Source organism: Amycolatopsis lexingtonensis, assembly GCF_014873755.1.
In the GTDB taxonomy this organism is placed as follows: Bacteria; Actinomycetota; Actinomycetes; order Mycobacteriales; family Pseudonocardiaceae; genus Amycolatopsis; species Amycolatopsis lexingtonensis.
Window position 1 is genome coordinate 2,686,756 of sequence record NZ_JADBEG010000001.1, and the last position, 16,361, is coordinate 2,703,116.

Sequence of the window (16,361 nt, forward strand, 5' to 3'; positions counted from 1 at the left end):
GGCCGGGGTCCAGCCCAGCACGCCGACGGGTGTCCTGTCCACCGCCCGGAACCCCTAAACGTCGATGTGCGAGCCGATGATCACCGTGCGGTCCCGGGGCAGGCCGAAGTACTCGGCGGCGTCCGCGGTGAGGTACGAAGTGGCGATGAACAGGCGTTTCCGCCACACCGCCATCGTCGGTTCCGGGCCGCGCCGCAGCTCGATCTTCGACAGGAAGTACGACGCTCCGTCGAGGTCCAGCCGTCCCTCGGTCTGCCTCGGGTCGAGCCGCGCCAGCGCGCTGGGCACGTCCGGCGTCTCCATGTAGCCGTAGCGCGCGGTCACGAAGACGATCTCGTCGTCGCGGTGCCCGAGGCCGGCGACCGTCACCCGCTCCTCGACCGGCACCCGCGGGACCGGCTCGGTCTCCAGCGACACGATCACCACGTGCTCGTGGCGCACGTGGTTGTGCTCGGCGTTCGCGCGCAGAGCCAGCGGGGCCGTCCGGCCGCCGCGGTTGAGGAACACCGCCGTGCCCGGGACGCGCCGCGTCGGGGTCTCGCGGTCGCGCAGCTGCTCGATGAACTCCGGCAGCGAGCCCTCCCGGCGTTCGCGCTCGGCGGTGACGATCTCGCGCCCGCGCTGCCAGGTGATCATCACGGTGAACGCCGTCAGGCCGATCAGCAGCGGCAGCCACGCGCCGTGCACGAGCTTGGTCAGGTTGGCGCCGACGAACAGCAGGTCGACGAGCAGCAGCAGGCTCCCGCCGGCGCCGATGACCCAGCGCGGGGTGCCCCACTTCGCGCGGGCCACGTAGCAGAACAGCAGCGTCGTGATGGTGATCGTCCCGGTCACCGCCATGCCGAACGCGAACGCCAGCGCGGCCGAGCTGCGGAACGCGAAGATCAGCGTGAGCACCGAGACCAGCAGCAGCCAGTTCACCCACGGCACGTAGATCTGCCCGCGCTCGGTCTCCGACGTGTGCGCGATCCGCAGCCGCGGCAGGTAACCGAGCTGCGCGGCCTGCGACGCCACCGAGTACGCCCCGGTGATCACCGCCTGGGACGCGATCACGGTGGCGGCCGTGGCCAGCAGCACCATCGGCAGCCGGGCCCAGCCGGGCAGGAGCAGGAAGAACGGGCTGGCGGTGTTGGCCGGATCCGCCAGGATCAGCGCGCCCTGCCCGAAGTAGCTGAGCACGCAGGCCGGGAAGACCAGCAGCAGCCAGCCGCGGGTGATCGCCTTGCGGCCGAAGTGACCCATGTCGGCGTACAGCGCTTCGGCGCCGGTGACCGCCAGGACCACGGCGGCGAGCGCGAAGAACGCGATGCCGAAATGACCGGCCATGAACCCCAGCGCGTACGTCGGCGAGAGCGCCTTGAGGATTTCCGGGTGCCCGGCGATGCCGGTGATCCCGACCGCGCCGATCACCGCGAACCAGGCGATCATCACCGGCCCGAACACCCGCCCGACCGCCGCCGTGCCGCGCCGCTGCACGAGGAACAGCACCACCACGATGACCGCGGTGATCGGCACGATCCAGCCTTCGAAGGACGGGTCGACGACCTTGAGGCCCTCGATCGCCGAGAGCACCGACATCGCCGGGGTGATCATGCTGTCGCCGAAGAACAGCGCCGCGCCGAAGATCCCCATCCCGGCCAGCACCACCGCGGCCCGCTTCCCGCGTTTCGCCATTCCCCGCCGCAGCAACGTGATGAGCGCCATGATGCCGCCCTCGCCGTCGTTGTCGGCGCGCATGGCCAGCAGGACGTAGGTGACGGTGACGATGACGGTCACCGACCAGAAGATCAGCGAGACGACGCCGTAGACGTTCTCCGTGCTGACCGGGACCGGGTGCGGGTCGGCCGGGTTGAAGACCGTCTGCAGGGTGTAGATCGGGCTGGTGCCGATGTCGCCGAACACCACGCCGAGCGCCCCGACGACGAGCCCGAGCCGTACGGTGTCGCGCACGGACGACGTCGTACCCGACGGCTCCTGCGCCGTGGTCGTTTCGTGCCGCACGTGCTCCCCCTCCAGCCGTGGTCGCGCCGGAGCGGACCCTGCCGGTCCATTGTGGCCGGACCCGGCCGCCCGCGCACGCAAGCGGCGTCGGCCCGGGCGATCTTGGGGAAATCTTGACGCCGGCCCACGGGCATCGGCCGAAAGAACGAGGCCCGCTGTCCCTTCGGCCGAGGTGGCCGCCCGCGCGCTCCCCTAGCTTGGCGGCCATGGAGTTCACCGCCAAGCGCGTCGCGGTGGCCGGGGTCGCCGCCGTCGCCGCGGCGGCCGCCATCGGGGCGACCGTGCTGGCCTCCGCCGCCGATCCCGTCGCGCCGGAGGTCTTCAGCGCGACCCCGGCCGAGGCGGGGCACGAAAACGAGGGCAAGTACACCACCGGGGACTACGTGCTGAACGTGCACGAGCTGGACGACGACGGCGAGGGAACGAGCACCGCCATCGGGCCGCGCACCACGTACTACTCGAAGACGTTGCACGGCAACGGAACCCGGGTCCCGACCGTCGTCAGGTTCTCCGTCGGCAGCGAGCGCGACGGGCCGATCGTGTTCAGCTACCCCGTTCCGGGCCCCGGCCGCGGCCTCGACTGCGTCGCGTCCGGGACCGAAGCGGCGCCGGTGGTGCGCTGCGAAACCAAGCCGGCGCGCTAGGTTCCCGGCTACGGCGAGAGCACGCCCGGACACCGACGGTTGCCGCCAGTCGATCAAGTCGGTAGAGTCCGCGGTGCCGAGGATCCCTTGGCAACGCCGCGTTGTTTCGCCCGAGCCCGATGGCCTTAGGAGCACACGTGCGCGTCTCACGCCGGTTCACGGCACCCGTAATCCTCTTCGCGGCGATGCTCGCCGCCCCGGCCGGCACCGCGCAGGCCGCGACCGCGACGTGGCCCGGAGATCCGGCCGTCGCGGTCGCCGATGCCGCCGGCGTGTTCGGCGAAAACCTCAGCGGGCTCTCCTTCGCGGGCGCCGACGTGCTGTGGGCGGTCAAGAACGGCCCCGGCACGCTGTACCGCCTCGTCCGCACCGGCAGCACGTGGAGCCCGGACGACGGCTGGTCGTCCGGGAAGGCCCTGCACTACCGCGGCGGCAATGGCGACCCGGACGCCGAAGGCGTGGTGGCCACCCCCGACGGCGTCTTCGCCGCGACCGAGCGCGACAACGATGGGGACGGCAGCCTGCTGAAGGTGCTGCGGTTCGACACGACGTCCGCCGCGAAGTCGCTCGACGCGACCGCCGAGTGGGACCTCACCGACGACCTGCCCGCGGTCGGCGACAACGGCGGTTTCGAAGGCATCACGTGGATCCCGGACGCGTTCCTGACCGCGGGCGGCTTCCTCGACGAGCGCACGAAGGCGCCGTACGACCCGGCCGCGTACGCCGGGCACGGCACCGGCCTCTACTTCGTCGGGCTCGAGGACACCGGCAAGGTCTACGCCTACGCGCTCGACCAGTCCGGCGGCGGGTTCACCAAGGTGGCGACCATTTCGTCCGGGTTCCCGAAGGTCATGGAGCTGGAGTTCGAGCCGGGCACCGGCCGCCTCTGGACGGTCTGCGACGACACGTGCTCCGGCAAGACGGCGACGCTGAAGCTCACCGGCGGCAAGTTCACCGTCTCGGCGACCTACGCGCGGCCGTCGAAGATGCCGAACTACAACAACGAAGGCTTCGCGATCGCCCCGGCGTGCTCGTCCGGTCGCAAGGCGGTCGTGTGGGCCGATGACGGCAACGACGGCGGCCACGCGCTGCGGTCCGGGACACTGGCCTGCTGATTCAATCACTGATTGAATCAGTGCTTGAAAGCTCGTCCTCCCGGTGGTCTACTCGTCGGATGGCGGGAAAGACGACCGTGGACTCGACACCGGACCGGCTGCTGGCCGCGGCGGAACGGCTGCTGCTGGCGGGCGACTACGACAGCGTGTCCGTGCGGGCGATCTGCACGGCGGCCGGACTCAACCCGGCCGCCGTGCACTACCACTTCGGCTCGAAGGAAGCGCTGGTCGCGGCGATGCTGGAGGACCGGCTGGCCCCCGTGTGGCGCGGCCTGCTCGACGACCTCGAGCAGCGGCGGAGCCAGGGCTGGGTGCCGGCCGCGGCGGACCTGGCCGACGCCGTCCTGGCGCCGCTGGCCGGGCTGGCCGCCGATCCGGTCGGGCGCCTCCGGCTGCACCTGCTCGCCCGCGTGCTGCTCTCCGGGCAGCGGATGCACTGGCAGTCCCCGTGGTTCAGCCTGGATCCGTGGGTCGGGCTGCTGCGCGCCGCCCGGCCGGACCTGACCGGCGAGCAGGCGACCACCCGCTGGGTCCTGGCCTTCCAGCTGCTGCTGCAGGTGTTCGGCCACCCGGCCGCGCCCGCGCCCCCCGAGCCGCGGCTGCCGCTCGACGCCGTGCGCTCGTTCGTCACGGCCGGGCTGGACGCGCCGTGACGCCGCCCGACGTGTTCGCCCCGGCGCGGCTCGGCCCGGTCGAGCTGCGCAACCGCGTGATCAAGGCCGCCACCTTCGAAGGCCGGACGCCGGACGCGCTGGTCACCGACGAGCTGATCGAGTACCACCGCCGTCCCGCGCGCGGCGGCGTCGGCATGACGACGCTGGCGTACTGCGCGGTGTCGCCCGAGGGCCGCACGGACCGCCACCAGATCTGGATGCGCCCCGGCGCGGTGCCCGGGCTGCGCCGGTTCACCGCCGCGATCCACGCCGAAGGCGCGGCGGCGTGCGCGCAGATCGGGCACGCCGGGCCGGTGGCGAACGCGGCGTCGAACCGGCTGCCCGCGCTGTCCCCGACCCGCCGGTTCAGCCCGCTCGGGATGCGGCCGACGCGCGCGGCCACCGCCGCGGACCTGGATCGGATCGTCGAAGCCCACGCGAGCGCGGCCCGCACGGCCGACGAAGCCGGCTTCGACGCCGTGGAAATCCACTTCGGACACAACTACCTCGTCAGCGCGTTCCTCAGCCCCCGGCTCAACCACCGCACCGACGCCTTCGGCGGCAGCCTCGCCAACCGGGCCCGCCTGGCGCGCGCGATCGCCCGCGCGGTGCGCGACGCGGTCGGCGACCGGATCGCGATCACCGCCAAGCTGAACATGGACGACGGCGTCCCCGGCGGCTTCTGGCTGGACGAAAGCATCGAAGTCGCGCGGTGGCTGGAGGCGGACGGCAGCGTCGACGCGCTGGAGCTCACCGCGGGCAGTTCGCTGCTCAACCCGATGTACCTGTTCACCGGCGACGCGCCGGTGCGGGAGTTCGCGGCAAGGTTTCCGCAGCCGGCCCGCCTCGGACTGCGCGTCGGCGGCCGGTTCTTCCTGCGTGAGTACCCGTTCCGCGAGGCCTACCTGCTCGACCGCGCCCGCCAGTTCCGCGCGGCGCTGCGCCTGCCGCTGATCCTGCTCGGCGGGATCACGACGGTGGAGACGATGAACCTCGCGATGGCGGAGGGCTTCGCCTTCGTGGCCATGGCCCGCGCCCTGCTGCGGGAACCCGGCCTGGTCGCCCGCATGCAGGCGGACGCGAGCACCCGCTCGTTGTGCATCCACTGCAACCGCTGCATGCCCACGATCTACGGCGGCACGCACTGCGTCCTGGCCTGACCGTCGGTGCCCCTTGGGCCGATCGGCGCAATTCGCGGTGTCCCGGAACCGGGGCTTCCCGGGGCGCGTCAGTATGAAGGCCGTCAAGGGAGTGTGCTGATGCCGGAGGGGAATCCGCTCGTCGCGGACTCGAAGCAGGACCCGGACGGCCCGGGCGCGTTCACCGCCGGCAACGGCGACTACGGCTGGGCCGGCGGCATCGGCATCGCCGAATCCTCCATGGACGCCTTCAACGGCATCAAAGACGGCGACTGGGTCTCCGGCGGCCTCGGCATGCTCTCCCTCGCCGGAGAAATCGCCGGCGCCGCGATCGACCCGTTCGGGTACCTGATGTCGTCGGTCGCGTCGTTCCTGATGGAACACGTGCAGCCGTTGAAGGACATGCTCGACTCCGTCGCCGGCAACCCGCCGGTCATCCAGTCCTACGCCGACACCTGGGGCAACGTCTCCAAGGCATTGGGCGAACGCAAAACCGATTTCGACAACGCGGTCAAGAACGGCACCACCGGCTGGACCGGCGCGGGCGCGGACGCCTACCGGAAGTTCGCCGCGGAGCATTCGGAGGCGCTGTCGGGGGCGGCGACGGTGGCCGGGGCGATCAGCACGGTCACGATGATCATGGGCCAGGTCGTGTCGTTCGTCCGCGAAACGGTCCGGCAGCTGATCGCCGACCTGGTCGGGAAACTGATCGCGTGGGTGATGGAGGAGGTCTTCTCCCTCGGGTTCGGCACCCCGGTGGTGGTCGCGCAGGCGTCGGCGGCGATCGCCAAGTGGGGGAAGAAGATCGGGGAGCTGCTCAAGAAGCTCACCGACACCATCCGGAAAGTGTCGCCGCTGCTGTCGAAGCTGGTCGACGTCTTCGAGAAGATCGCGAAGGTGTTCGGGAAGGTCCTGGGGAAGGTCTCCGGCCTGGACGGGCTGAAGGTCAAGGAAGGCGGCTTCGTCCACAAGATCCCCAAGGGTGAAGGTGGCGGGGTTCATGCCCGGGCCCACGGCGACTCCCCGGATGGGGAGGGGTCGCACTCCGGCGACGGGTCCTCCGGTGGGGACGAGTCCGGGCATCCGGACGGGGATTCGCCGAGTTCCGACCCGATGAACACCGAGTCCTCACCGGAGGCGGGGTCCCGCCGCGGCTCCGGCCAGGACGGTTCTTCTTCGCGCGCCGGGGACGATTCCCCGGCGGCGCACGGTGGGGAGCCGGACGGCAGCCCGTCGGCGACGCGCACGGAGGAGGGTGCGCCGGGCCGGGGCGGGGATTCGAGCCCGTCGCACGCCGGGGACAGCACACCGTCGCGGGCGGGTGAGGGCAGTTCACCGACTCGATCACCCTCCCACTCAGACGATTCCAGCCCCTCGCCCGCCCGGGGCGGCGAGCCCTCCCACTCCGGAGACAGCAGCCCCTCGCGTGCGGGGGACAACGGCCCGTCGCATGCCGCGGACAGCGCGCCGTCGCGGGCGAGCGACAGCAGCCCGTCGCCGACTCGCAGCAGCGAGCCGTCCCGTGCCGGGGACAGCAGTCCGTCGCCCACCCGGGGCAGCGAGCCGTCCCATGTCGGCGATTCGGGCCCGTCGCCTGCCCGGGGCAGCGACAGCACGCCCTCGCACGCCAGCGACAACACCCCCGCGCGGGCGAGCGACGCCAGCCCCTCGCCGACTCGCAGCAGCGAGCCTTCCCACGCCAGTGATTCGAGCCCGTCGCCCACCCGCAGCGAGCCCTCCCACGCCGGGGACAGCAGCCCGTCGCCGGCCCGCGGCGGCGACCCCAGCCCCGCCCGCTCGGCGCCGGACGGGCACACCGGCACCGATAGCCCCAGCAGCGTCGCACCTGCCCGGCCCGACGGGACCACCTCCGCCAGCGGCACCGCCCCCACCGCACCCCGCACCAGCGATCCCGTCCCCGCCCCCCGCGGCGCCGACAGCCCCGGTGTCCCGCCGCAGGGCGGCGCGCCGATGGCCGGTGGGATGCCGCCCGGCGGCGCACCCGCCGCCGGCGGCGGTGGGCTCGGCGGTGGCGGCACCCCGCGCACCAGCGGCGGGGGCTGGACCGGCACCCCCGGCAGCCCCGGCGCGCACACCCCCGACGCACCCGGACGTCCCCGCACCGGCAACGACCTCCCGCCGAGCCGTCCCCGCACCCCGGAGGCACCCGCCCCGGCCGCCCGCGGCTACCGCCCCGACACCCACACTCCCGGTGCTCGGCCCGGCGCCAACACCTCACCCACCCGGCCCGGCACCCACGCGCCCGGTGCCCGGCCCGGTGCCGACGGCCACGCACCCGGCACCCACAGCCCCGACAGCAACGGCCACGGCCCCCACGACAACAGCCCCGGCCACCACGGCGCCGACGACCCTGACACCGGTACCCCGCACCACAACGAGCCCCTCACCCCCGACGAAATCAACACCCGACACGCCGAACACACCCCCGCCGGCACCTCCTACCACGCCGGCGATCCCGACCTCGGCGACCTCCCCCACCGCGTCCAACCCGACCCCGATGGCCGCTACACCGTCGACGTCCACGTCACCCCCGACGGACACGCACGCATCGGCGACCGCCTCTACACCCCCGAACAATTCGCCGACATCCTCCGCCGCAACACCGACTACGACGGCCGCCCCATCCGCCTCATCGGCTGCGACGCCTCCTCCAACGACTTCGCCCACCGCCTCTCCCGCGAACTCGACACCGAAGTCCTCGCCCCCACCCGACCCGCCTGGACCGACTCCCACGGCCGCGTCTTCTCCTCCGACTACGAAATCGGACCCGACGGCCGCATGCGACCCCGCATCCCACCCGACGGCGAATGGAACACCCACCACCCCGACGGCACCACCCACCGCCACGGCGACGACGGGTTCGCGCCCGGCAGCCACGACGCCGACGCCGACACCGCGCGAGCCCGGGGTGACGACGCGCACAAGAAGAAGGTCCACGAAGAACTCCTCGAAAAACTCAACAAGCACGACGACGAAGCCAAGGAACTGCTCCGCAAGTACTGGCGGCAGATCGAGGGCGACGACCAGGTCATCAGCCGCCGGCGGACCAACGCCGAGCACGAAGGCGTCGAGCTGCCGGTGCTGCGCCGCAACGAAAACGGCGACTACGAGATCCACCAGCCCGCCAACGCCGGCAACAACGTCCGGTCCGAGTTCATCGACGGCAGCCGGCGGACCGGGGGTCGCGACACCGCGCCGCCCGAACTCCTGGAAGACGCCGACATCCTCGCCGCCGGGCGGCCGCACATCTGGTCCTATTTGGACGAAGCCAACCACTCGGTGCGCGGGACTCCCCTGCCGGACAGCCGGTTCGAGACGCCGCTCGACGAGTTCGACCAGGCCGGCTTCAACGACGTGCAGAGCAACCACTGGAACAACAAGCTGGGCGAGCTGGCCGCCGACCACGCCGTCGGCGACGGGCTCGGGCGGGCCGAGTTCGCCGACCGGCCGCTGCGGCCGGTGGACGTGCCCGACCGGGGCGCCCACCACTTCGACCGGGTCTACCAGGACCCCGACGGCAACTACGTGATCGTCGAGGCGAAGGGCCCGTCGGCCGGCTACAACGCCAACGGCGGCTACCAGCAGGGGCACCCCGAATACGTCCGGAACGTCATCGCCAAGATGATCGAACGCGGCGAACCCGAGGCCGCCCACGCACACCTGATGCAGAAGCAGCTCGACGAAGGCAAGCTGCGCTACTTCTACGTCAAGGCCCAGGTCGAGAAGCCCGATCTCACCGGCTACACCGACGAGCAGCTGCGCGCGATGCCCGCCGCGCAGCGGCCCGCCGACCGGTACGCCGGTTACGCCGCCTCGGAGTTCGACCTTTCCCTGACGACGCGGCGGCCGTGACCGGCAGCGGCGTCAGCTGAAGTCGCCCGTGAGGGTGTCCATCTTGGTGCCCTTCGGCGGGAACTGCGGCAGGAAGTTCTTCTCCTTGGCGAAGCCGATGTACTTCTGCACCTCCGGCGTGAGCCCCTTGTACTCCGCGTTCAGCTCCAGGTGGTCGCGGATGGACCGCTCGAACGGGTTGGGCGAGTTCGGGAACTTGACGTTCGGGCTCGCGTTGACCGAGTACTCCACGTGCAGGTTCTTGATGTCGTCGCGGACCTTGTTGTACTCGCTGGGGCTGAAGCCGGCCCGCTTGAGGTCGTTGTCCGACGGGAGCTTGGACTTCAGCTGGTCGAGGCGGGTGTTGGCGTTCTTCAGCGGGCCCTCGAACGAGCCGGACATGTTCTTGTTCGCCGTCGACGTCAGCGGCGTCATGTTGTCCGACAGGCCCGGGCCACCGAGGTTGTCGTTCTGCAGGTGGCCGCGGATCCAGCGGTTCTTGCCGTCCGGGTTGTAGCCGTTGACCTTGTTCAGCTCGTTCTGCAGCTCCGGGCTGTAGCTGGAGTGCTTGGTGTTCTCCAGGTCCTTGACGTCGGTGAGTTCGCCCGGCTGCGGCTTCGAGCCGCCGGGGCGCGGCGACCCGTCGAGGGTCTGCGTCCCGGACGTCGTGCCACCGCCCTGCGAAGTCGTGCGGCCGCTGACCGGGTCCTTGCTGCCCCACGGCTTCGAGGGACCGCTCGGCTGGTTCGACGACGTCCCGCCGGAGCCGCTGCCCTTCTTCGGCTTGGTCTTCGGGTACGGCGCCGCCGCCTGGGTGGCCGCCTTCGAGCACTTGCCCGCCGTCGTGCGGCCGGAGAACCGGCGCTGGTCACCCGGATCCGAGCCGAAGCCGCCGGAAGTCAGGCCGAGCGGGTCGGCCGCCATCAGCGGGTCGCCGACGTAGGTCAGCGGGTTCGGCGCCGGCGCGAGGCCGAGCGGGTCGGGCGAGATATAGCGGGCGTTGGCCGGGTCGTAGTAGCGGAAGACGTTGTAGTGCAACCCGGTTTCCCGGTCGAGGTACTGACCGGGGAACCGCAGCGGGGTCTCGGTCGCGCCCGCGCCGGACAGGCCCCACAGGCTCGTGCGCACGGCCCGGACCACCCCGTCCACGCCCACCAGGTCCACCGGCGTGCCGATGTCGTCGGTGACCAGCGCGGCCAGCCGCGTGCGGCCGTCCGGGGTGGTGACCGCCTGCGCCACCGGACGGCCGTCGTCGGGGTGGTGCACCCACGTCCACGTCTCGACCGGCGCGCCGCCCAGCGTGTGCCGGGCTTCGACCAGTGCGTTGCCGTCCCAGGTGAACTCGACCTGCTCGGCGACCGCGCCCGCCGCGTCGAGGCGCTGCTTCGCGATCCGGCGGTCCAGCGCGTCGTAGTGGTAGCGCCACTCGGCGCCGTCGGGGGTGCGCACCGCCGTCAGGTGGTCCTGCGCGTCCCAGGCGAACGTCCAGGTCAGGTCCCCGATGGTCCGCCGCACCAGCCGGCCCTGCGCGTCGTGGACGTAGTGCACCGCGCCGGCCGCCTCCAGCACACCGCCGGTGTAGCGGCGCGGCCCGGCTTCGGGCCCGGTCCCCGGGGACGAGGACACGAGGTGGCCGAGGACGTCGTAGGCGTAGTGCTCGGCCGTGCCGGGCCGCAGCACCGCCGTGATCCGGCCGCTCGCGTCGAACTCGTGCCGCACCGCGCCTTCCGGGTCTTCGCGCGCCACGACGCTGCCGTCCGGACGCCGGTGATAGCGCCGGGTCCCGGCGGGCGTCCGCTGCGCCGCGAGCCGGCCCGCGGCGTCGAACTCCTGCTGCACCAACGGGTTCGCCCCGAAGGCGACGGCCACCGTGCGGCCCGCCTCGTCGCGCTGCAGCACCAGGCTCGCGCCCGCGACGTCCAGCAGGTCCATGCCTTCCGTCCGTCGCCAGTGGACGTCCACTCCGGACGGAGTGCGCCGCCGGGTCGCGGTTTCGCTGTCGTAGCCGAAGGTCGTGGTGCGGCCGCCGGTGGTCTGCCGGACGACCCGGCCCTCGGCGTCGTGGGCCAGCTCGACCGCCCCGCCCGGGCCGGCGGCGTGCACGAGCCGGCCGACCGGGTCGTAGCGGTAGGTCTCGGTGCCCGCGGCGGTGACGCGCTCGGTCAGGTTGCCGAGCGGGTCGTAGCGGTACTCGACGACCTCGCCGGCGGCGTTCTCCATGCGGACCAGCTGCCCGGCGGCGTCGTAGGCGCAGCGGGTGACCCGGCCGTCGAAGTCGGATTGTGTGAGCAGCCTGCCCTCGGCGTCGTAGGTGTACTCCCAGGTCCGCCCGGCCGGGTCGGCCACGGCGAGGAGCCGCAGCTCGGTGTCGTAACGGCGGGTCGTGCGCGCGCCCGACGGGTCGGTCGTGGCGACGACCAGGTCGAACGGCCCGCGTTCGGTGACGGTGACGCGGCCGAGCGCGTCGGTGTGCGACGTCTCCCCGCCCTCGCCGTCGTAGGTCCACAGCTGCCGGGCACCGTCGGCGGCCACGACGGCCCGCAGGTCGCCCTCGACCGTCCAGGTCAGCGCGGCGCGGCCACCGCCGTCGCGCACCGTGCGCGGCCGGCCGAACAGGTCGGGCTCGGCCGGGGCACCGGGCGCCCACGGCTGCCCGGCGGTCGGCGGCTGCTCGTCGTCCTGGTCTTCGGCCACGCCCAGCGGATCGGTGTAGGGATCGGGCAGGGCCGTGGCCGGGTAGCGGCGGCGGAACACTCTCCCGGCGGCCGTGACCTCGATTTCGAGGGCCGTTTCCGTGCGCTCGATCAGCACCACTCGGGTGCCGTCCGGGCGCAGCACCGCGCGCAGGATCCCGGCGGCGTCGTGCTCGAACTCCGTGCGCCTGCCGAGCGGGTCGGTGCGGGCCAGCAGCCGGTTGTGCGGGCCCCATTCGCTGCGCGTGACGCCGCCGAGCTTGTCGGTCTCGGCCACCACGTTGCCCGCCGCGTCGAACTCGAAGACCTTCCGGTGCCCGAGCGAGTCGGTGGTCGTCGTGCGGCCTTCGGCGTAGGCGAGGGACCCGTCGAGGTAGCCCTGGTCGCCGACGGTCCGGACGCAGCGGCCGGCGTCGTCGTAGACGTACCGGTACCAGGCGCCGTTGTGGTCGGTCCAGCCGGTGAGCCTGCCCTCGGCGTCGTGGTCGTAGCGCGCGGGCCGGGGCGTGGAGTTGGTGCGCACGGCGAGGTGCCCGTGCGCGTCGTAGTCGTAGCGCGCGACCGGCACGTCCCCACCGGGCGAGACGGCCCGCACGGCCCGGACCCGGCCGCCCGCGGTCTCGAACGCGATCCGCGCGCCCGCGGAGTGGGTCAGCAGCAGGGGCGCGCCGGCGGGGTCGCGGTCGAGTTCGAGGAACTCGCCTTCCTCGGTGCGGACTTCGCGCAGCAGCAGCTCACTGTCGCCGGCGGGCGCGAAACGCCGGGCCTGCCCGCGGCCGGGATCGGTGACCACGTAGTCGTCGCCGTCGGCGTGCAGCAGGCGAAGCGGCCCGTGCTGGGAACTCGTGGTGGCGCCCGGTGCGGGCAGCGGGAAGGTCAGCACCATCGCGTCGGCCGAGTGGTAGCGCACCAGGCCGGCGTCGAGGGTCAGCCGTTCGTCGGGCAGCGCGGTCCAGGACGGGCCGAACCAGCGGCCGTCCCGGTAGGACGACACGTGGTTGCGGGTGATCAGCTCGCCGAGCGCGCCGGGCACCACCAGGTCGACCTCGGTGAACAGCACGTCGCCGGTCGCGACGTCGATCGGGTCGAACTCGCAGACCTTTTCGTCCGGTTCCTTGGTCTTCGCCGGATCCGGCCCGTCCTTGGGCTTGCCCTTCGGCGTGCCCGACGGCGTGGTGGAGTTCCCGTCGGGACCGCCACGGGTGGCGGTCGGCGGCGGTTCCGGGCTCTTGGGGGCGTCGTCGGGCCCCTTCGACGCCGGCGGCGGGTCGGATTTCGGCGGGGTGTCCGGGCCCTTGGCGCCGGAGGTGTGGGTGCCGTCGATCCCCTTGGGGTTGCCGTTGATGTCGGCGTGCTTCGGCGGGGGCGCGGCCTTGCCCGGCTTGATGTTCTTCAACGCCTTCGCCGCATCCGAGAACAGGTCCCCGGCCCGCTTCAGCAGCGGCACGAGTGCTTTGAGGGCGGTGACGAGCCGTTTGACCAGGTCAGCGATCTTCGACGCGGTTTTGGCGACGGCGTTGATGACCTGCGGCACCACCCACGTGAGGCCGATGCCGAGGGTGAACACCACCTGCAACGCCCAGCTGATCAAATGCCCGATCAGCTCCGCGATGATGTCCCGCACCAGCGCCCGCACCGCCGCCACCACCTCACCGGCGGTCTTCACCCCACTGGACGCACCTTCGCAGCCTTTCTGCGCGGTCTCCAGCAGGGTGACGGTGTCCTGCGCCCGCTGACGGTAAGTATCAGCGGCGGGACCGGTCCAGGAGACAGTGTCGGCTTTCACCATCCCGGTCAGGTCCTCGCCGATGCTGCCCAGCTCGGTCGCGACGTTCTTCCACGTCTCGGACTGGGCGGCGATCTCATCGGCGTTCCCGGTCAACCCGTTGAGGGCTTCTTTGAGCGGGCCGACGTGTTCCATCAGCCACCCCACCCCGGCGGCGAGGATCGCCCCGAACGGGTCCATCGCCATCGACAGGGCGTCGAGGGCGGTGCCGACCGCGCCCATCGCGACGGAGGCCCAGTCGCCTGATTCGATCGCGGATTTCAGGTCGTTCGCCGATTCCAGCAGCGAGATGCCCGAATACGCCTTGGTCGAGTCCTTGGTCTCAGCGACCAGCGGGTTGCTGATGGCGCCCTACCTCCCCGTGGAACAGCCTGGAATCACTCCATATAAGCACGGAACCGCGGATGGCCTTCCGGGCGCGCACGGAAGAGAGGTGCCTGGTGCCCGGACGCACCCGAAAGTGTGCCCGTGGCCACCTGGAGCGAGGGCACACCGAAGTACTCCGGGCCCGACATGGGGGTCGTCAGGGCCCGTCACCAGAGATCCTTCAGCTGGTTGATCAGGTTGACGACCTGCTCGACCAGCGTGAGGGCGATGACGAACGGACTGATGGCTGCCGCGACGCGCAACCTCGTCGTCTTCTTCTCCCGGTGGAACTTCCGATGCGCCATGGACTTCTCCGTGGTTCTGGCCCGCTCGCGCGGGCCGGCTACCCCGGGTTTCCCCGGGGCTCTCGAGCCGGTGCCCGAGAGCTGACGGGGAGAAGTCCTGTCGCCCCGCCAGCGTAGCAATGACCAGGCTTCTCCGGTCGCATTCGTCTTGAACGCGGCTGTCCGGTTTTGTCAGCCGGTGTCCGCCCGTTGCGGCATCCGGCGTAATTCACCCCCGACCCGGTCACACCGGACGGCGGACCGCCGATACGTCCGGCAGGGATCTTCGTCATGGGGGCGGGGAAGTTCACGAGGGGGAACGATTCGTGCTGTTTTCATCGCGTTCGAGAAGCCGGACGGCCGTGGTCGCCGTGCTGACCGCGGCGCTGGCCGCCGTCGGGACGGGTGTCGCGCAGGCCGCGGCGCCGCCGGGCAACGACGACTTCGACGACTCGGCCGTCGTCACCGCGCTGCCGTTCGCCGCGCAGGAGGACACCAGCGCGGCCACCGAGGCGGCCGACGACCCGGCCTGGTGCGAGGGGTCCGCCGCTTCCGGGACGGTCTGGTTCCGGTACACCGCCACCGAGGACGGCCTGCTCCGCGCCACGACGGCAGGCAGTGACCACCGGACGATCCTGTCCGCGACCACCGGGACGCGCGGGCACCTGCAGCCCGTGGCCGACGCCTGCGCTTACGGGACGGACGCCACCATCACGTTCCGGGCCACGGCGGGCACGACCTACTCCTTCCAGGTCGCCGGCATCGAAACCGCGGGTGGCGCGCTGTCGTTCTCGCTCGGCACGGTCGCGCCCGCGGCCAACGACGCCTTCGCCGCCGCCGAGACCGTGACCGCCCTGCCGTTCACGCGGCAGCCGGACCTTTCGGTCGCCTCCGCCGAAGCCGGGGAGCCGGACTCGACCTGCGTGGACGATGAGGCCCAGCCCTCGGTCTGGTACTCCGTGCCGGCCGCCGACGCGGCGCGTTCGCTCACCGTGCAGGCCCAGGGGACCTACGCCGCCGCCACCGTCTACGCCGGGAACTCGCTGACGGCGCTGACGCAGGTCGCGTGCGACCGGAGCTCCTCGAACCCGGTCGCGTTCCGGGCGGCGGCCGGCACCGGCTACGTCGTCCGCTTCACCGGGGCGCACCAGAGCTACGGCCCGTTCGAGCTGGAGCTGGCCGAGGCACCGCCGCTGGAGCCGGACGTCTACGTGTCACCGAGGTCCGCGACGGTGTTCGACAACGTCGGTTTCTCGGCCTCGACGTGGAACTCGATCGACCGGCCGCTGGGCGGGACCTGGGACTTCGGCGACGGCAAGACCGCCCCGGTCGGCACCGAGACCACCTACCACCGCTACGCGGCCGACGGCGTCTACCCGGCGGCGCTCCACGCGACGTCGCCCGACGGGCGCACCGCGACCGTCGACGTCCCGATCACCGTGACCACGCACGACGTCGGGATCGCCAAGTTCGTCGTCCCCACCTCCGCGCGGCAGGGGGATAGCAAGCCGGTCTCGGTGGACGTGACCAACACGCGGTACGCCGAGACGGTCACCGTCTTGCTGTCGAAGCGGTCCGGGGACTCCTGGACCGACGTCGGCCGGCTGACGCTGCAGGTGCCCGCGCGGGCCACCGGCAAGGTCCGGTTCCCGTTCTCCTACACCTTCGGCCCCGAGGACGCGCTGTCCGGCAAGGTCGCGTTCCGCGCGGAGGCCCAGCTGCAGTACCCGACGGAAGACGCCTACCGGGCGGACAACGTGGCGATCTCCGTCGCCACCACCGTCACCCCGCCCGCCACGCGCATCGCCGCCGTCTGACCAGGGGGAAC

General features: G+C 72.1%; 9 protein-coding genes. 6 read left to right on the forward strand and 3 right to left on the reverse strand.

Going from position 1 to position 16,361, the window contains the following annotated elements; genetic code table 11:
* Positions 1–54: 54 nt before the first annotated feature.
* Complete coding sequence (locus H4696_RS12350) at positions 55–2,001, reverse strand: potassium transporter Kup (protein ID WP_249027110.1); 1,947 nt, start codon at positions 1,999–2,001, stop codon at positions 55–57.
* A gap of 206 nt (positions 2,002–2,207) precedes the next feature.
* Between H4696_RS12350 and H4696_RS12355 the strand changes: the two genes are divergently transcribed.
* From H4696_RS12355 to H4696_RS12375, 5 genes are all read left to right on the forward strand, one after another.
* On the forward strand, positions 2,208–2,645 hold the full coding sequence (locus tag H4696_RS12355; RefSeq protein ID WP_086862831.1) for a hypothetical protein: 438 nt from the start codon (positions 2,208–2,210) through the stop codon (positions 2,643–2,645).
* Positions 2,646–2,782: 137 nt separating this feature from the next.
* Positions 2,783–3,760 (forward strand): esterase-like activity of phytase family protein, encoded by a 978-nt coding sequence (locus H4696_RS12360; RefSeq protein ID WP_338064942.1) that lies wholly within the window; start codon positions 2,783–2,785, stop codon positions 3,758–3,760.
* Between the two features lie 59 nt (positions 3,761–3,819).
* Positions 3,820–4,413 (forward strand): TetR/AcrR family transcriptional regulator, encoded by a 594-nt coding sequence (locus tag H4696_RS12365; protein ID WP_086862829.1) that lies wholly within the window; start codon positions 3,820–3,822, stop codon positions 4,411–4,413.
* Positions 4,410–5,573 carry an NADH:flavin oxidoreductase gene (locus H4696_RS12370; protein ID WP_086862828.1) on the forward strand — a complete coding sequence of 388 codons (1,164 nt, stop codon included), beginning with the start codon at positions 4,410–4,412 and terminating at the stop codon, positions 5,571–5,573. Before H4696_RS12365 ends, H4696_RS12370 begins: the two co-directional genes overlap by 4 nt.
* A gap of 99 nt (positions 5,574–5,672) precedes the next feature.
* Positions 5,673–9,425, forward strand: coding sequence for a hypothetical protein (locus tag H4696_RS12375; RefSeq protein ID WP_225955661.1), 3,753 nt, complete (start codon positions 5,673–5,675; stop codon positions 9,423–9,425).
* Between the two features lie 12 nt (positions 9,426–9,437).
* Here H4696_RS12375 and H4696_RS12380 read toward each other — a convergent pair whose 3' ends face one another.
* Positions 9,438–14,228 carry an RHS repeat-associated core domain-containing protein gene (locus H4696_RS12380; protein ID WP_420831560.1) on the reverse strand — a complete coding sequence of 1,597 codons (4,791 nt, stop codon included), beginning with the start codon at positions 14,226–14,228 and terminating at the stop codon, positions 9,438–9,440.
* A 188-nt stretch (positions 14,229–14,416) separates the two neighbouring features.
* Positions 14,417–14,554, reverse strand: a complete 138-nt coding sequence (locus tag H4696_RS12385) for a hypothetical protein (RefSeq protein WP_158104299.1) — start codon at positions 14,552–14,554, stop codon at positions 14,417–14,419.
* A gap of 341 nt (positions 14,555–14,895) precedes the next feature.
* Here H4696_RS12385 and H4696_RS51210 point away from each other — a divergent pair, with 341 nt between their 5' ends.
* Positions 14,896–16,350 carry a PKD domain-containing protein gene (locus H4696_RS51210; protein ID WP_086859398.1) on the forward strand — a complete coding sequence of 485 codons (1,455 nt, stop codon included), beginning with the start codon at positions 14,896–14,898 and terminating at the stop codon, positions 16,348–16,350.
* Positions 16,351–16,361 lie beyond the last annotated feature (11 nt).